The organism is Oerskovia paurometabola (genome assembly GCF_016907365.1).
In the GTDB taxonomy this organism is placed as follows: domain Bacteria; phylum Actinomycetota; class Actinomycetes; order Actinomycetales; family Cellulomonadaceae; genus Oerskovia; species Oerskovia paurometabola.
On record NZ_JAFBBV010000001.1, the window covers coordinates 3,078,197 to 3,095,918 of the forward strand.

The 17,722-nt window shown below is 73.0% G+C and carries 12 protein-coding genes; 7 read left to right on the top strand and 5 right to left on the bottom strand.

Annotated elements, in window-relative coordinates; translation table 11 throughout:
• Positions 1-301: 301 nt before the first annotated feature.
• On the bottom strand, positions 302-1,987 hold the full coding sequence (locus JOD48_RS14000) for a DHA2 family efflux MFS transporter permease subunit (RefSeq protein WP_191788780.1): 1,686 nt from the start codon (positions 1,985-1,987) through the stop codon (positions 302-304).
• An 82-nt stretch (positions 1,988-2,069) separates the two neighbouring features.
• Complete coding sequence (locus tag JOD48_RS14005) at positions 2,070-2,705, bottom strand: PadR family transcriptional regulator (protein ID WP_204809568.1); 636 nt, start codon at positions 2,703-2,705, stop codon at positions 2,070-2,072.
• A 350-nt stretch (positions 2,706-3,055) separates the two neighbouring features.
• On the opposite strand from JOD48_RS14005, the gene JOD48_RS14010 reads away from it, so the two are divergent.
• Both JOD48_RS14010 and JOD48_RS14015 read left to right on the top strand, forming a co-directional pair.
• The gene (locus tag JOD48_RS14010) at positions 3,056-4,246 is read left to right on the top strand and encodes a formylglycine-generating enzyme family protein (RefSeq protein WP_204809569.1); all 1,191 of its coding nucleotides are present in this window, start codon (positions 3,056-3,058) and stop codon (positions 4,244-4,246) included.
• 3 nt (positions 4,247-4,249) lie between these two features.
• Positions 4,250-4,810: a DUF1697 domain-containing protein gene (locus JOD48_RS14015; RefSeq protein WP_204809570.1), complete on the top strand. Its 561-nt coding sequence runs from the start codon at positions 4,250-4,252 to the stop codon at positions 4,808-4,810.
• Between the two features lie 9 nt (positions 4,811-4,819).
• Here JOD48_RS14015 and JOD48_RS14020 read toward each other — a convergent pair whose 3' ends face one another.
• Entirely contained in the window at positions 4,820-5,593 is a 774-nt protein-coding gene (locus JOD48_RS14020) for a YqeB family protein (RefSeq protein ID WP_204809571.1), read from the bottom strand.
• Positions 5,594-5,789: 196 nt separating this feature from the next.
• Between JOD48_RS14020 and nhaA the strand changes: the two genes are divergently transcribed.
• The 3 genes from nhaA (at position 5,790) to JOD48_RS14035 (ending at position 10,322) form a co-directional block, all read left to right on the top strand.
• Positions 5,790-7,157 (top strand): Na+/H+ antiporter NhaA, encoded by a 1,368-nt coding sequence (nhaA, locus tag JOD48_RS14025; protein WP_307824162.1) that lies wholly within the window; start codon positions 5,790-5,792, stop codon positions 7,155-7,157.
• Between the two features lie 71 nt (positions 7,158-7,228).
• Entirely contained in the window at positions 7,229-8,374 is a 1,146-nt protein-coding gene (locus tag JOD48_RS14030) for a hypothetical protein (protein WP_204809572.1), read from the top strand.
• A 64-nt stretch (positions 8,375-8,438) separates the two neighbouring features.
• Positions 8,439-10,322: an alpha/beta hydrolase gene (locus JOD48_RS14035; protein ID WP_204809573.1), complete on the top strand. Its 1,884-nt coding sequence runs from the start codon at positions 8,439-8,441 to the stop codon at positions 10,320-10,322.
• A gap of 81 nt (positions 10,323-10,403) precedes the next feature.
• Here the strand turns inward: JOD48_RS14035 and JOD48_RS14040 are convergent, their stop codons facing one another.
• On the bottom strand, positions 10,404-12,563 hold the full coding sequence (locus tag JOD48_RS14040; RefSeq protein ID WP_191788773.1) for a catalase: 2,160 nt from the start codon (positions 12,561-12,563) through the stop codon (positions 10,404-10,406).
• Positions 12,564-12,955: 392 nt separating this feature from the next.
• Here JOD48_RS14040 and JOD48_RS14045 point away from each other — a divergent pair, with 392 nt between their 5' ends.
• Entirely contained in the window at positions 12,956-14,551 is a 1,596-nt protein-coding gene (locus JOD48_RS14045) for a methionine--tRNA ligase (RefSeq protein WP_204809574.1), read from the top strand.
• Here the strand turns inward: JOD48_RS14045 and JOD48_RS14050 are convergent.
• Positions 14,548-15,999, bottom strand: coding sequence for a helix-turn-helix domain-containing protein (locus tag JOD48_RS14050; RefSeq protein WP_239528002.1), 1,452 nt, complete (start codon positions 15,997-15,999; stop codon positions 14,548-14,550). The two genes, JOD48_RS14045 and JOD48_RS14050, sit on opposite strands and share 4 nt — an antisense overlap.
• 420 nt (positions 16,000-16,419) lie before the next feature.
• Here JOD48_RS14050 and aceA point away from each other — a divergent pair, with 420 nt between their 5' ends.
• The gene (gene aceA / locus JOD48_RS14055) at positions 16,420-17,682 is read left to right on the top strand and encodes an isocitrate lyase (RefSeq protein ID WP_225226523.1); all 1,263 of its coding nucleotides are present in this window, start codon (positions 16,420-16,422) and stop codon (positions 17,680-17,682) included.
• Positions 17,683-17,722 lie beyond the last annotated feature (40 nt).

Below are 17,722 nucleotides of genomic sequence, written 5' to 3' on the forward strand. Positions count from 1 at the left end.
CAGCTCCAGAAGCAGAGGCGGTTCGGACCACAGCAGGCTCCCTCCGGCGCACGGCGCCGTTCTCGCTGGGTGGGGCGGGCGACCGGCCGACGAAAGGCCGGTGCCGGCCCTCCTGCGCGGAGCAGAAACTCCATCGGATGGCCTCCCGGAGGACGACGTGTGTCGTCCGTCACGTTCGAAACTACGCCCGTGTCGTTCTCCCGTGTCGAGGCAACACGCCGCACGTCCGAGATGTCACCTGCCGTTCACACGAGGACGTCCCGCCCACCCCCTGGGACGGGGTGGGCGGGACGGGAGGCCCTCAGTCCGCGTGCGCGACGTGCGTGGCACGCATCGAGAGTGCCGCGACGAGCCCGATCACCAGGACACCCGCCGTGACGAGCAGCGTCTGCCCGACCGCGAGCGAGAACCCCTGGTGCAGGGCCGTCGTCGCGGCGTCGCGGATCTGCGCGGCGGCCTCGGGCGGGATGCCCGCGGGGAGCTCCATGTGCTGCGCTCCCCCGGTGAACGAGCCACCGGCAGCGGCGAAGCCGTCGACGAACTGCTGACGGAGCTCGGCGGGGAGCCCCGCCGAGGCGTCGCGCGCAGCGGCCGGCAGGGTCGCCGAGAGCCGGCTCGTGAGCGTCGCCACGATCGCGGCCGAGCCGATCACGCCGCCCACCTGGCGGAACGTGTTGAACGCTCCGGCGCCCGCGCCGGCCGTGCGGTGGTCGAGCCCTGACGTCGCGAGGTTCGCGAGCGGCGAGAAGAGTGCGCCCGTCCCGATCCCGAACAGCGTCATGGGCGCGACGATCGACCAGGCGCTCGCGTCGGGCGTGGCCGCGACGCTCAGCCACACGACCGAGGCCGTGAGGAGCGCGAACCCCGTCGCGACGACCCACTTGCCCGGGATCCGGTCCGAGAGCCGACCCGCGAACGGCGCCACGACACCGGACACGAGCGAGCCGGGCAGGTTGATGAGCGCCGCCTCCAGGGGCGAGAGGCCCAGGATCGACTGCAGGAAGATCGTCAGCGGGAAGAAGATGCCGATCATGCCGAACGACACCGCCATGCCCGACACGTTCGCGAGCGAGAAGTTGCGCGAGTGGAACAGCGTGAGCGGCAGGAGCGCGCGCTCACCGAGGTGACGCTGCCACAGCACGAAGGCCGCGAGGACCAGGACGCCGAGGCCGATGATCGTCCAGATGTTCAGCGGCCCCACGACCGTGCCCCAGTGGTACGTCTCGCCCTCCTGCAGGCCGAACACGAACAGGAACAGGCCCACGATCGACAGCGCGACCCCGACCATGTCGAAGCTGCGCTTGTTGGTCGGCAGCGACGGCAGGCTCCGCAGCGCCAGGACGAGGGCAACGACCCCCACGGGGATGTTGACGAAGAAGATCCACTCCCAGCCCCAGGTCTCGACGAACACGCCGCCGAGCAGCGGGCCCGCGATGGTCGCGACGCCTGCGACGGCTCCCCACAGCCCCATCGCGGAACCGCGCTGACGCGGCGGGAAGACGCGCGTGATCATCGACATGGTCTGCGGGGTCATGAGCGCGGCACCCACGCCCTGGACGGCGCGCGCCACGATGAGCATCTCGACCGAGCCGGACAGCCCGCACCACAGCGAGGCGAGCGTGAAGACCACCAGGCCGAGCACGAACACGGGCTTGGGGCCGAAGCGGTCACCCAGGCGACCGGCGAGCAGGAGCAGCACCGCGTACGTGAGCAGATAGGCGCTGTTGACCCAGCCCACCGCGGTCAGGGTCGTGTCGAACGTGTCGACGAGCGTCGGGACGGCGATGTTCACGATCGTGGTGTCGACCATGATCATGAAGAAGCCCAGGCACAGGGCCGGGAGGATGCTCCACGGGCTGCGCCCGCCGAGGTCGACGAGCGGGGGGCCGGCGGGTGCGCCGGCAGGCGGACCGGCGGGCGCGGTGGCCGTGGTGGACGACGCAGCACCGGTCGCGGGCAGGCTCCCTGAGGGAGGGGTCGTGGTCATGAGGTCCTCTGAGGTCGAAGGAGGGCAGGGTGTTCAGGAGGCTGCGCGAGCAGCCGCGGCCGGGCGCGATCCCGGCGGCAGGTCAGGGCACGTGGTCCGTGGCCTGCGACCGCGAGCGGGCGGCGACGAAGTCGCGGAAGGACTGCGGGACGGACTCGTCCCAGTCCAGGGCGCCGGAGTCGAGGTCGGCGAGCAGGCCGTCGAGCCACGCGAGCTCGGACTCGATCCGGTGGAGGTCGTACTCGACGTCGAGCAGGAGGCGACGGGGCAGACCGTGGCTCCGCACGACGTCGTACCTGCGGGACCAGGCAGCGAGCTCCTCGGCCGTCGCCGCGCGCCGGGCCCGCAGCGCGGTGACCGCACCCGACCGGTCGATCGCGTGCGCCTGCGACAGCGCGAGCGGGAAGCAGGGGTGCTCCTGCCGGGGTTCGCCGAGCAGCAGGGCCGTGCGAGCCGCGAACGCCTCGCGCCCCGCATCGGTCAGCCGATAGGTGGTGCGCTGGGGGCGGTTCCCCTCGCGGTCGGTGCCGACGGCCTCGACGAGGCCGTCGGACGCGAGCCGGTCCATGGAGTGGTAGACCGAGCCCGGCGTGATGCTCGCGAGCCGGTCGTCGCCGCGCTGCTTGAGGGTCTGGTGGACCTGGTACGGGTGCATGGGGCGCTCGTGGAGCAGCCCGAGGAGGAGCAGGGCAGCGGCGGAGAGCTCCTTGCGTGCCATGCGTCGCCTCCTCGTGGTCGCTCCCGGGTGGAATACTCCGGCTGGAATATACGCCTCGGGCAACCGTCAGGTCGAGGGGTGTGTGCGCGTCGTGAGCGGCATCACGGGCGATGCCGGGACACGGCGCGTCGAACCGACCTGCCGCGGCGAGGGGCAGACGGGTGACGGTCCCCGGCGCTAGGGTCGGGGGAAGCAGGTCGGGGAAGCAGGACCCGCACCCGGAAGGCAGAGCGTCGCCGCAGGTCAGCGCGCCCTCCGGGCAGCGAGACGGGCGGCCCCGCGAGGGCCCGGCTCCCGCCCGCCGACGGCACCGGGGCAGCATCGAGGACGAGCTCGACACGAGGAGACGCATGGACACCACCACGGGCACGTCACCGGCAGCGTCCTCGGCAGGAGGACCAGCACGTGAGACGCCCCGCGCCCCCGGGAGCGCCGACGCGGCGCTCACGCCGGTGGTCCCGCTGCCCGGCGGGTCCTTCCGCCGGGGCTCGACCGAGTTCTACCCCGACGAGCAGCCTGTCCACGAGGCCACCGTGGCCCCCTTCGAGATCGAGCAGCACCCCGTGACCAACGCGCAGTTCGCCGCGTTCGTCGCCGCGACGGGCTACGTCACCGTGGCCGAGCGCCCGCTCGACCCGGCCGACTACCCCGGCGTGGCGACCGAGGACCTCGTGCCGGGCGCGCTCGTGTTCACCCCGACCGCGGGCCCGGTGAACCTCTCGGACTGGCGGCAGTGGTGGCGCTGGCAGCCGGGTGCCCGATGGAGCGCCCCGCACGGCCCCGGGAGCTCGACCGAGGGCCGCGAGGACCACCCCGTCGTGCAGGTGTCGTTCGAGGACGCTCAGGCGTACGCGGCGTGGGCCGGTCGGTCGCTGCCGACCGAGGTCGAGTGGGAGTACGCGGCCCGGGGAGGGCTCGACGGTGCGCGGTTCGCGTGGGGCGACGAGTACCGGCCCGACGGCGAGCTGCTCGCCAACCACTGGCAGGGGTCGTTCCCGTACCGCAACACGGGAGCGGCGGGATGGGTCGGGACGAGCCCCGTCGGGGCGTTCCCGGCGAACGGCTTCGGCCTGGTCGACATGATCGGCAACGTCTGGGAGTGGACCACGTCGTTCTACACCCCGAACCATGCGGCCGAGGCCCGGTCCGCGGCCGAGGTCGAGGCGGCCAGGTCCGCGCTCACGGTCGAGATGCCCGCGTGCTGCTCGCCGAGCGCCGGGCAGGCACGGGGTGCGCGCCACGACGCGGCGGCCGCGCACTCCCCCGCCGGCTCGGTCGGCAGGCCTGGCACACCCGACGTCGACCCGCGCGCCGCCGCGAGCGCCGAGCCCGGCTCGACGATCCCCCGCAAGGCCCTCAAGGGCGGCTCGCACCTGTGCGCCCCGGAGTACTGCCTGCGCTACCGGCCCGCGGCCCGCTCGCCCCAGGCGGTCGACACGGCGACGAGCCACATCGGGTTCCGCTGCGTGGTGCGCCCCCCGGTGCCCGTCACGTCGACCGCTCCGGCGATGCCCGGCTCCGCACGCAACCTGCTGGGCTGAGCCGTGACGTCAGGGTTCGCGGTGCTGCTGCGCGGCGTCAACGTGGGCGGCGGCCGCAAGGTCCCGTCGGCGGACCTGCGCGAGATCGCGCAGGACGCCGGCTTCGCGGGGGCACGCACGCTCCTCGCGAGCGGGAACCTGGTCGTGGCGCCGGGCGCGTCCGGCGCCACGGGGCCCGACGACGTCACCCGCCTCGTGCGCAGCGGCCTCGCCGACCGCCTGGGCCTGGACGTCGACGTGCTCACGCTGACCGGCGCGGACCTGGCGGCCGCGATCGCCGCGAACCCGTTCGACGACGCCGCGCGCGAGGACCCGTCCCACCTGCTCCTGACGTTCCATCCGCACGCGCCCGCTCCCGACCGGATCGAGGCCTTCGACCCCGCCCGCTACGGCATCACGCACTTGGCATGGTCTGGCCCCGTGAGCTACACGTGGTTCCAGGGCGGGGTCGGCACGTCGAAGCTCACGCCCGCCGTCCTGCTCAGGACCCTCGGCGTGTGGGGCACGGCGAGGAACTGGAACACCGTGACCAGGCTGGCCGCGCTCGTGGACGAGACGGGCTGACCGCGGCTCTCAGGCGCGACGCCCGACGCCGATCGCCCCGGCCCCGACACCGTCGGCCACGAGGCGCCAGTGCTGGACGGCGCCCTCGTCGCGCACGACGACGCCGATCGCGGCGAGATCCTCCCGCACGTCCCGGGCGTGCGCCTCCTTGCCGGCCTCGAGGAGCCCCGCCCGCGCACGGAGCAGCGCGTCCGCCCCGGCGGGCAGCGTCTCGTCGCCGGTCTCCCAGCGGCGGTACGCGGAACGGAAGGGGTCCCCGCCCTCACGCCAGGGCCAGCCGTGGCCCGTGAACGCCGCCGCGACGTGCCGGGTCGGCAGGTCCGCAGGCCACCGGTGGAGCTCGCTGCCACCACGCAGCAGCACGATCACCGCACCCTCGACGAACACGTCGGTCACCTCGGTGCGGCCGACCGTCTCGAGCGTGTCCTTGTTCTTGAACCCCGCCCCCGTGACCGTGACCGCGATCCGGCCCATGTTCTCCACCAGGTGCTGCGCGAAGCACGCCCCGACGACCGCGCCCGCGGCACCGAGGCCCACGAGGGTCCATGCGCCCCACACGTCGGCCAGGGCGTCGACGGAGCGAGCCAGTCCCTGCCACGGGACCCACGGCAGGCCCGCCATCCAGGCGGCGAGCCAGCGCAGGCCGACGCCAGCCGCAGCGCCGAGGACCGGCAGGACGAGCCGGAGGAAACGGGTCTCGCCGGAGGAGGCCCCGACGACCGTCTCCGTGAGGTCGTGGGAGCCGGCGTCCGTGGTCAAGGATTCGTGGATCTTCTCGTGCACCCCGTCATGCTCCCGTGCACCGAGTGCCCGAGACATCCCCCTTTCGGCGGACTTCCGGCCCGTCGAGGTCCTCCTTCCGGCGTGCCGCCGACCCAGGGCTCCGCCTGCCGGGCCGACCGCCCGGTAGGATGGCAGGCTGGTGTGCCGGGAAGTCTGGTCGGCGTGACGTCGACGACCCCTCAACCACAGGAGACCTGTGAGCACGCACGAGCAGCACACCCCCACCCCGGACGAGACCCCCCGGGGAGACCCGGCCCTCCCCACGGGAGCGACGCCGTCGGGCGCCCTGCCCCTCGTGACGACCCAGCGGCCGAGCGCCGGGCGCCGCTGGAAGCGCTGGGTCACCCGGGAGACCACGGGCGGTGCGCTCCTCATCGGTGCCGCGATCCTCGCGCTGCTGTGGGCCAACTCGCCCTGGCGCGCGGCGTACTTCGACCTCGCGGCCTTCACGGTCGGTCCCGAGACGTTGCACCTGGACCTGTCGCTGTCGACGTGGGCCGCCGACGGCCTGCTCGCGATCTTCTTCTTCGTCGTGGGCGTCGAGCTCAAGCAGGAGTTCGTCGCCGGATCGCTGCGCAACCCGCGCGAGGCCGGGGTGCCGATGCTCGCGGCCGTGGGTGGCATGGTCGTGCCCGCGATCCTCTACGTCACGGTCGCCCTGTGGGGCGGCGGTGCGGACGCCGTGCACGGCTGGGCCATCCCGACCGCGACCGACATCGCGTTCGCGCTCGCGGTCCTCGCGGTCTTCGGCCGCGGCCTACCGACGGCGATCCGCACCTTCCTGCTGACGCTCGCCGTGGTCGACGACCTGCTCGCGATCGTCGTCATCGCCGTCTTCTACACCGAGACCCTGCACTGGGCGCCGCTCGGCCTCGCCCTCGTGGGCGTCGCGCTGTTCGCGTTCCTCGTGCGCCGCCGCCGCACGCACTGGTGGCTCCTGCTGCCGCTCGCCCTCGTCGTGTGGGCGCTCGTCCACGCGTCCGGCATCCACGCGACCGTCGCGGGCGTCCTGCTCGGCTTCATGGTCCCCGCCCTCGCGATCCACGGCGAGAAGACCTCCCGGACCCACCAGTACGAGCACCGCATCAGGCCGATCTCCGCAGGGATCGCGCTGCCGATCTTCGCGTTCTTCGCCGCAGGTGTCTCGCTCGTCGACGGCGGCGGGGTCGGCGAGATGATCGGCCAGCCGGTCGCGATCGGCATCATCGTCGGGCTCGTGGTCGGCAAGGGGATCGGCGTCCTGGGCGTCACGGCGCTCGTCACGAAGCTCACGCCGCTGCGCCTCGCGCCCGGCATCGGCGTCCGCGACCTGCTGCCCGTGGGCCTGCTCGCGGGCATCGGCTTCACGGTCTCGCTGCTCATCGCCGAGCTGTCCTTCCCCGACTCCGAGCACACCGAGTCGGCCAAGGCCGCGGTGCTCCTCGCCTCGGTCGCCTCGGCGCTCCTCGCGGCCGCCGCGCTGCGCTGGGACGCCCGGCGCAAGCGCTCCGACGACATGAACGAGGACGGCCTGCCCGACGGGATCTCGACGTACATCGGCGACGCCGCGGACGACGAGCGTTGACCCGGCAGCTCTGCACCGGCACCCGCCCGGCGGAGACCTGCTGACGCCCGGGGCAACTGCATTGAGAGAGCATGCGCGACTCTCTGACCTCGACCGACGACCGCACCTGCGTAGCCGGGTGCGACGAGAACCGGTGCCGGTGCGAGACACCGCCTGACGTCCGGCGCCCCCGAGGTCGGCGGACCGTCGGGACCCGGCTCCTCGGCGTAGCGCTCGTCGCGGCCCTGGCGAGCGGGACGGCCGCGATCCCCGGCGACGCACCGAACCCCGTGGCCGGCGCCTCGGCCGCCGCGACCGGCGACACCGAGCGCGCGAGCGCCCAGGAGAAGGCGGCCCGGTTCGTCGAGCGCGCGACCCGCACGGTCGAACGGGCCGCGGGAAAGGTCGACGAGGGTCTGCGCAGCGCGCTGCGCCGCGCGATCGACGAGGTCGGCGTGCAGGCCGAGAGCACCTCTCGTACGCCGAGCCCCCTCCTCGCCCGGGGTCTCGCGCGTCTTCGCAACGCCGTCGAGCATGCCGAGGGCCTCGACGCCCAGGTGCGTCTGGCGACCGCGAGCTACGAGTTCGAGCAGTCACGGGCTGCCGCGGCGCAGAAGGCGGCCGCCGAGCAGGCGGCAGCGGAACAGGCCGCAGCGGAGCAGGCGGCCGCAGAACAAGCGGCGGCAGAGCAGGCCGCTGCGGAACAGGCCGCCGCCGAGCGGGCCGCCACCGAGAAGGCAGCAGCAGACCGAGCGGCCGCGGACAAGGCGGCCGCAGCCCCGCAGGCTGCCACCTCCTCGCCGTCGCAGGCGGCCCCCGCGCAGTCGATCCAGGAGGTCGGCGAATCGACCCTGCGCAGCCTCCCCGGCAACGGCGGCGTCTCCCTCTCGTGGGACGACCCGGGCCTGTCCGGCCACCTCGGTGGCGTGTGGAAGGGCAACACCTCGACGATCCTCGTCAACGCCTCGCGCCTGGCCGGGCAACCGGCCAAGACGAAGGACGTCATCCGGCACGAGATGGCCCACATCTACCAGGGGCGCCTCATGGCCGCGCACGGCTTGTCGTGGTCGCAGATCGACGGTCTGCTCGCGGGCGCCTACGGCTCCAACGCGAGCGAGAAGGTCGCGGACTGCGTCGCGATCCGCTTCGGCGCGTCCTGGGTCAACTACACGAGCGACTGCTCGGGAGCGGACAAGCAGGCGTGGGTCGACGCGTTCATCGGGGGCTACCTGCCCTGAGCGTCACGAGCGACCCACCGCGCTCTCGGTGGCGCGATCCTGCCAGCCCCGTACGATCGCACCCGTGACGCCAGACGCCCCGCGCCAGTCAGAGACCGCCCCGACCACCGGGACCGCGACGGCTGCGGAGCACCTGCCCCGACGCGGTGCGCAGGCCGCGCCGGAGACCCCCGACACGGTGACCCGTGCTGACGCGCCCCGAAACGGTGACCGACCTGCGCGCCCACCGCTGCGCCGTCGGGCGTGGGCATGGCTCCAGCACTACGCGCGCCGCTTCTCGACGACCGGCCTCGTCCTCGCCCTCCTGTTCTTCTGCTACTCGCTCACGCCCTCGCTCATCCCCCGTGCCTGGTACTACCAGGCGCTCATCACGGGCATGAGCATGGTCGGCGGGTACGGGATCGGAGCGTTCGTCGAGTGGTTCGCCCTCAAGGTCGGGCTGCGGATCCGCTGGAGCCCACGCGTGAGCCGCATCGCGTGGTGGGTGCTCGGCGCCGCGACACTCGTCCTGGTGCCCCTCTTCCTCGTCCTGGGCGCCCGGTGGCAGCACGAGCTGCGCGCCCTGTTCGGCATGCCCGAGCAGGCACCCGCCAACGACGTCGCGACCGTGTTCGTGGCCCTGCTCATCGCGATCGCGGTCCTGCAGCTCGGCCGAGCGCTGCGCCGCGTCGCCCAGTGGGTGAGCCTGCTCGTCGACAACATCATGCCGAAGCCGGTCGCGCGCTTCCTGAGCGGCGTGATCGTCGCGGTCGTCGTGGTCCTGCTGTTCAACGGCGTGATCTGGGCCGGCGTGCTGCACATGCTCAACAACGTCTACGCGAGCGCCAACGAGCAGATCGACCCCAAGCTCTCCCCGCCCACCGAGCCCGAGCGGTCGGGCTCGGTGGAGTCCGGCTCGTCGTGGGAGTCGCTCGGCGCCGAGGGACGACGCTTCGTGGCGCTCGGCCCGACCCAGGCCGAGCTCACCGAGTTCGCAGCAGGTGGAGACGTGGTCGACCCGGCGGACGTCCAGGTGCCGATCCGCGTCTATGCGGGTCTCGACCCTGCGGGAGACCTCGACGCGACCGCGCAGCGCGTGGTCGACGAGCTCGACCGCACGAACGCGTGGGACCGGTCCGTCCTGGTCGTCGCCACCACGACGGGAACGGGCTGGGTGGACCCGGGCATGAGCAACTCGCTCGAGCTCATGCACGGCGGCGACACCGCGATCGCCTCGATGCAGTACTCCTACCTGCCGAGCTGGATCAGCTTCGTGGGTGACCGCAGCACCCCGCCGGACGCGGGCAAGTCCCTCTACGAGGCCGTGTACGAGGCCTGGTCGCAGCAGCCCGAGGACTCGCGGCCGAAGCTCATGGCGTTCGGGATCTCGCTCGGCTCGTTCGGCGCGCAGGGGGCGTTCAGCGGCCTCCAGGACATGACGACCCGCACCGACGGCGCCATGTTCGTGGGCACGCCCAACTTCACGCCCAACTGGACGTACTTCACGACGAACCGCGACCCGGGCTCGCTCGAGTACTCGCCCGTGTACGGGGACGGGCGTCAGATCCGCTGGGGCACCGAGGTCTCGAGCGCCGCGAACGTCTGGTCCGTGCCCGGCACGTGGGAGACCCCGCGCGTCGTCTACGTCCAGCACGCGTCCGACGGCGTCACGTGGTGGTCGCCCACGACCCTGTGGTCCGAGCCCGACTGGATGCGCGAGCCCCGCGGCCCCGACGTGCTCGACGCCGTGCAGTGGCGACCCTTCGTCACGTTCTGGCAGCTCACGGGCGACCTGTTCGTCGCGGCTGCCTCCGACATCCCCGCAGGTCACGGGCACGTGTACTACCTCGAGTACGCCGACGGCTGGTCGGCGCTCAACGCGCCCGGCGGCTGGGACGAGGCCGACACCGCACGGCTCAAGGAACAGATGCTCACCAAGCAGCCCGCGGCGTCGAGCTCGACGGGCTGAGCCGCCCTCCCTGCTGCCCGACGGCGGGGCGCGCCTTCCGCGTGAAGGCGCGCCCCGCCGTCGGGCGGACGAGCGGGACGGCTACCAGGCCTGGGTGCCCGCGGCGTCCAACGCCGAGAGCCGGCCCCACGCACGGTGCAGGCCGACGGCGTCGACGAGGTCGTCGAGCAGGCCGTCCGACAGCTCGTCGGCCGTGAGAACTCCTTCGGCCTCGGTGTCGATCCCGGCCGCGACCAGGACGTCGACGCCGTCGCCCCAGGCCGCGATCGCCTTGCCGTGGCGGAAGGCCTCCTCCAGCACGGTCCGCGTCCGCGGGTGGGTCCCGAGCGCAGACCCGGCCATGCCGTCCGCGACCACGACCGCGTCGAGCTCGATCGAGCGGACGGTCGCCGCGGTGCGGTCGACCTTCTGCTCGTCGGCCCCCGAGCCCACCACGCCACCGCGTGCGGCGACGACCTTGACGAGCGCCTGCTCGGCGCCGATCCGCTCCCGGACCGCACGAAGGCCGTCGACCAGGTCCTCGCCGACGAACACGCCGACGTTCCTCCCCGCGATCGGGCCGGGGACGTCGCTGACCTCCGAGATCGCGGCAGACCGCGTGATGCCGTCGGACTCCCCCGCCCCCGGCCCTTCTCCCGCGCCGTCACGACCGTCGCCAGGCTCGCCCTCGGGGACCGGCAGGCCCAGGCCCGCCGCGACACGCGCGACCAGGTCGGCGTCGATCTTCGCCAGGGCGCGCAGCTGGTGCACGCGCACCTGCTCGTCCTGGCACTTGCCGAGCTCGAAGGTGTAGGCCGCCACGGTCTGGGTCTGCTCGATGGGCGTGAGCGAGTTCCAGAACATCCGGGGCTGCGTGAAGTGGTCGGCGAACGACACCGGGTTCTCCCGGACCTTCTCGCCCGACACCGGGGTCGGCAGCGTCACGTAGACGCCCGGGTCGCTCACGGGACACACGGCCGGGAGGCCGTCCGCCATCGTGTTCGGCTGGTACGTCCCCAACCCCTCGTGCACCGCCGTCTGGTGCATCCCGTCGCGCAGCATGTCGTCGACCGGGGCGTGCGGGCGGTTGATCGGGAGCTGCGCGAAGTTCGGTCCGCCCAGGCGGCTGAGCTGCGTGTCCAGGTAGGAGAACAGGCGCCCCTGGAGCAGAGGGTCGTTCGTGATCTGGATCCCGGGCACCAGGTGGCCCGGGTGGAACGCCACCTGCTCGGTCTCGGCGAAGTAGTTCGACGGGTTCGCCGTGAGCCGCAGCCGGCCCACCTTCTGCACCGGGCACAGCTCCTCGGGCACGATCTTCGTCGGGTCGAGGAGGTCGATGCCCATGAACATCTCGTCCGGGGTGTCCGGCATGACCTGCAGCCCCAGCTCCCACTCGGGGAACGCGCCCGCCTCGATCGCGTCGGCCAGGTCACGACGGTGGAAGTCGGGGTCGAAGCCCGCCGCGAGCTGCGCCTCCTCCCAGACCATGTTGTGCACTCCCGCCACGGGCTTCCAGTGGAGCTTGACCAGCGAGGTCTCGCCCGCCGCGTTCTCCATGCGGAAGGTGTGGACGCCGAACCCCTCGGTCGTCCGGTAGGACGCCGCGAGCCCGCGCGGCGACATGACCCACATGGTCGTGTGCTGGGCCTCGGTGTGCCGGGACACGAAGTCCCAGAACGTGTCGTGCGCGCTCTGCGCCTGCGGGATCTCACGGTCCGGGTGCGGCTTGACCGCATGAATCAGGTCCGGGAACTTGATCGCGTCCTGGACGAAGAACACCGGGATCACGTTGCCGACCAGGTCGTACACACCCTCGTCGGTGTAGAACTTGGTCGAGAAGCCCCGGACGTCGCGCACGGTGTCCGCCGAGCCCCTCGACCCCGCGACGGTCGAGAAGCGGACGAAGACCTCGGTCTCCTTGCCCTCCTGCGACAGGAAGCCCGCCTTGGTGATCGCGGACGCGTTGCCGTACGAGGTGAAGACACCGTGGGCGGCCGCGCCCCGCGCGTGCACGACCCGCTCCGGGATCCGCTCGTGGTCGAAGTGCGTGATCTTCTCGCGCAGGTGGTGGTCCTCGAGCAGGACCGGGCCGCGCGGTCCGGCCTTGAGCGAATGGTCGGTGTCGTGGACCCGCAGCCCCTGGGCCGTCGTCAGCCGGTCGCCCTGCTGGGCGCGGGGGTCCGGGTCCTTCTGGTCGGCGGGCACGCCCGTGGGGCTCACGTCCGCCGGGGGCTCCTGGTCGGGGGTTCGTCGCGCGCTCATGGGTGATCCCTTCGGTCGGGGTGTCGGTGGTCGGTCCGGTGGCGCCTCCGGTCGCTCGTGGCGTCCGGAGCCTGCGGACCCGCCACCGTAGGCACGGCCCGGGACGGCTCGCACGCGCTCGCCCCGCCCGGTGCCGACGCTCGACGGCGGCAGGAGCACCTGCCGGAGTCCGGGTTCACCGGGTTGCGGGCCCGTCCTCCGCCGCTGCTAGGGTCGACGCATGAGTAGCTCGTCGACCGTCATGATGCGCCCCACCCGGGGCCCTTCGTGATGCGCTGACGCGCTCCACCACCCAAGGCCTCGCCGCAGCGAGGCCTTTCGTGTGTCCGGGCCTGGTGCGGTCGAGGCGCCACCGCACCCGTCGAGGGTGCGTCCCTGAGAGGACTCCCGCCATGACCGCCCAGACCTCCCCCGCCGGCACGCCCGCCCGGCCCACCTTCTACGTCACGACCGCCATCCCCTACGTCAACGGCGACCCGCACCTCGGCCACGCGCTCGAGCTCGTCCAGACCGACGTCCTGGCCCGGCACGCTCGCCTGCGCGGACGCCCGACACGCTTCCTCACGGGCACCGACGACCACGCCCTCAAGAACGTCAGCGCCGCCCGCGCCGCGGGTCGCGAGGTCGGGGCGTTCGTCGCCGAGCACGTCGAGGACTTCCGCGCGCTGCGCCCGGCGCTGTCCCTGTCCACGGACGACTTCCTGTCGACGTCGACCGACCCCCGGCACCGCCCCGGCGTCGAGGCGCTGTGGCGGCGCTGCGCCGAGGCGGGGGACTTCTACCGGCGTTCCTACGAGGGCCTGTACTGCGCGGGCTGCGAGCAGTTCTACTCCCCCGACGAGCTCGACGCGTCGGGCCGCTGCCCCGAGCACCTGCCGCTGCCCGAGCGGGTGGTCGAGGAGAACTGGTTCTTCCGGCTGTCGCGCCACACCGACGCGATCTGCGAGGTGATCACGTCGGGGCGCGTGCGCATCAACCCGGCCGCCAAGCGCAACGAGGTGCTCGCGTTCCTCGACGCGGGGCTCGAGGACTTCAGCGTCTCGCGTCCCGCGACCCGCTCGGACGGCTGGGGCATCCCGGTCCCCGGGGACCCGTCGCAGGTCGTCTACGTGTGGTGGGACGCGCTGACCAACTACGTCACGGCGCTGGGCTACGGTGCGGGCCCCGCCGCCCCGGGAGCAGCGGACGACTACCGCACCTGGTGGTCCGGCGGCGACGAGCGCGTGCACGTGATCGGCAAGGGCATCACGCGCTTCCACGCGGTCTACTGGCTCGGGCTCCTGCTCTCGGCGGGCGAGCCGCTGCCCACCACGATCCACGTGCACGACTACGTCACGGCCGGTGGCGCCAAGCTCGCCAAGTCGGCGGGCACCGCGGTGCACCCCGTCGGGCTCGTGGACGCGTTCGGCACCGACGCCCTGCGGTGGTGGTTCGCGCGCGAGGTCCCGCTCCTGGGCGACGCCGAGTTCACGACCGAGCGACTCGTCGCGCGGCACGACGACGAGCTCGCGCACGGCGTGGGGAACCTGGTCAACCGCACGCTCACGCTCGTGCACCGGTTCCGCGGCGGCGCCGTGCCCGCGATCCCGCGCGCCCGGGCGACGGACCCCGACGAGCTGAGCGCCGCCGTCGGGCAGGTGGGGACGGCCGTGGACGCGGCCCTCGCCGACGCCGACCTGCGAGCCGCGACCGGGGCCGTCCGGCGCGTCGTCGACGCGGCCAACCGGTACGTGAACGCGGAGAAGCCGTGGGAGCTCGCGGCCCGCGAGCGCACCGGGAACCAGGACGCGGGCGGGCGCCTCGACCAGGTCCTCGCACGGCTCGTCGAGGCGTGCCGGGTCGTCGCGGTCGAGCTCTCGCCGTTCGTGCCCGACGGCGCCGCGCGCCTGCGCGAGCAGCTCGGCTCCCCGCAGGTCGCCGAGGCCTCCGGACCTGACCGCGTGGGCCACCCGACACCGGTCTTCCCCCGCCTGGGAACTGACCGCTAGCGCAGCGCCGGGGCGTGAGACTCCAGGAAGCGGAACACCTCGGTCTGGTCCACGCCCGGGAACGCCCCGACCGGCATCGCGGCGAGCATGCTCGCGTGCGGGCGCGCGCTCGGCCACGACCGGTCCGCCCAGCGCTCGGTCAGGGCTTCGGGCGGGCGACGGCAGCACGACTCGTCGGGGCAGCGCGAGACCGTGCGCTCGGTCGTCTCGCGCCCGCGGAACCACTTGACGTGCCCGAACGGCACGCCCACGCTCACCGAGAACTGGCCGTCGTCGGAGTCCTGGACCCGCGACGTGCACCAGTAGGTGCCCGTCGGGGTGTCGGTGTACTGGCTGAACGGGCTCAGCCGGTCCTCGACCGCGAACACCGTGCGCGCGGTCCAGTTGCGGCACACGTACTGCCCCTCGACGGCCCCGAGGGGGTCCGCGGGGAAGCGCACGCCGTCGTTCTCGTACGCCTTGTGGATGATCCCCGACTCGTGGATCTTCATGAAGTGCACGGGCACGCCGAGGTGGGTCGTGGCGAGGTTCGTGAACCGGTGGGCCGCGGTCTCGTACGACACCGAGAACGCGTCGCGGAGGTCCTCGACCGAGATCTCGCGTGCGTCCTTGGCCTCCTTGAGGAGCTTGACGGCGTCGCGCTCGGGCAGCAGGAGCGCGGCCGACAGGTAGTTGGCCTCGACGCGCTGGCGCAGGAACTCGCCGTAGTCGCGCGGCTCGTGGTGGCCCAGCACGTGCGACGCGAGCGCCTGGAGCAGGGCCGAGCGCGGGTCGCTCGACGCGCGCGTGCCCGTGCTCGGCAGGTACACGCGGTGGTGCCGCAGGTCGATGACCGAGCGGGTCGAGTGCGGCAGGTCGTGCACGTAGTGCAGCGAGAACCCCAGGTGCGTCGCGAGGTCAGCGGCCACGCGCTGCGACATGGGACCGCGCGCGTGCCCGACGCCGTCGAGCAGCTCGCGCGCGGTCGTCTCGAGCTCGGGGAAGTGGTTGTCCTGGGCGCGCATGGTCGCGCGGAGCTCGGTGTTCGCGCGGCGGGCCTCCTCGGGGGTCGCGGCCCGCTCGGTGTGCAGGCGCTCGAGCTCGCGCTGGAGGCCGACGATCGCCTCGAGGGCGTCGCTCGGGAGCGACTTGCCGACCCGCACCGCGCCGAGCCCGAGCGAGGCGAACAGAGGGCCGCGCTGGGCACGTTCGAGCTCGATCTCGAGGGCTGCGCGGCGCGTGGGCGGCTCGGCCGAGAGCAGGTCCTCGACGCTCGCCCCGAGCGCCCGGGCGATGGCCTGGAGCTGGGAGAACTTGGGCTCGCGGCGCCCGTTCTCGATCACGGAGACCTGCGAGGGCGCCCGGCCTATCGCGGCCCCGAGCTCGTCGAGCGTCATGCCCCGCTCGGTCCGCAGGTGCCGGACGCGACGGCCGATCGTCAGGGCGTCGGCCTCGTCCTCGACGGGCATCGCGGCGCCCGGCGGCGCCCCGCCGTGGCGTCCGAGGAACTTCTGTGCTGACTGCGCGTCAGATGCCATGACTGAGGGTGACACACGCCACTCCTTGCGCACAACAGAAGAAGTGCATTTCTTCTACCGAAGAAGTCCTTGTGGACCCCTTGCGCGGCGAAGGAAGGTCGTTCCACGGCCACCGCTCATCCGGGCGGCGAGCCGGAACGAGTACCACCGCACGCAACGAAGCTCTGGAGGCACCCCGTGACCACCCCGCCCATCATCAGCCGCCGCTCCGAGAACGAGTACGCCACGCCCCGGGCGTCCGCGACCTCCCGGACCGAGGACGTCACGGCCTCCGTCGCACCGTCCGGCCACACCACCGGGCACACGCCTTCACGGCCCGGCGACCAGCGCCAGACCGCCGCCGACCTCGCCCTGTCCTGGGCGACCGACCCCCGCTGGTCCGACGTGCAGCGCGACTACACGGCCGAGGACGTCGTCGCCCTGCGCGGCTCGGTGCGCGAGGAGCGGACCCTGGCCCGCCGCGGCGCCGAGAAGCTGTGGGACCTCATCCACACCGAGGAGTGGGTCGCCGCGCTCGGCGCCATGACCGGCAACCAGGCCGTGCAGCAGGTCCGCGCGGGCCTCAAGGCCATCTACCTGTCGGGCTGGCAGGTCGCGGCCGACGCCAACCTGTCGGGCCAGACGTACCCCGACCAGTCGCTCTACCCCGCGAACTCGGTGCCGGCCGTCGTGCGCCGCATCAACAACGCGCTGCTGCGCGCCGACCAGATCGAGACCTCAGAGCGGTCCGGATCGCCCGCCGGGCAGACGCCCGAGCGCGACTGGATCGCCCCCATCGTCGCCGACGCCGAGGCCGGCTTCGGCGGTCCCCTCAACGCCTACGAGCTCATGCACTCGATGATCGAGGCAGGGGCCGCAGGCGTGCACTGGGAGGACCAGCTCGCGTCCGAGAAGAAGTGCGGCCACCTGGGCGGCAAGGTCCTCGTCCCGACCGCGCAGCACATCCGCACCCTCAACGCGGCCCGCCTCGCCGCGGATGTCGCCGGGGTCCCGACCGTCATCATCGCCCGCACCGACGCGCTCGCCGCCGACCTCATCACGTCCGACGTCGACCCGCGCGACCAGGAGTTCCTCACGGGCGAGCGCACGGCCGAGGGCTTCTACCGGACGCGTCCTGGCATCGACACGGTCATCTCGCGCGGCCTGGCCTACGCCCCCTACGCCGACCTCATCTGGGTCGAGACGGGAGAGCCCGACCTCGAGCTGGCCCGCCGGTTCGCCGAGGTCGTCCACGCGCAGTACCCCGACAAGAAGCTCGCGTACAACTGCTCGCCGTCGTTCAACTGGAAGAAGCACCTCGACGACGCCCAGATCGCGAGCTTCCAGAAGGAGCTCGCCGCGATGGGCTACGCGTTCCAGTTCATCACCCTGGCCGGCTTCCACGCCGTGTCCCACTCCATGTTCGAGCTCGCCCGCGGCTACAACGACCGCGCGATGAGCGCCTACGTCGAGCTCCAGGAGGCCGAGTTCGCCTCCGAGTCCGACGGCTACACGGCCACCCGCCACCAGCGGGAGGTCGGCACCGGCTACTTCGACCGCGTCGCCACGGCTCTCAACCCCGACAGCGCCACCCTCGCGCTCGCCGGGTCCACCGAGACCGCCCAGTTCCACTAAGCCCCGCCCCGCCTCGCCGAGGTGGAGGTCCCGCGTCGGG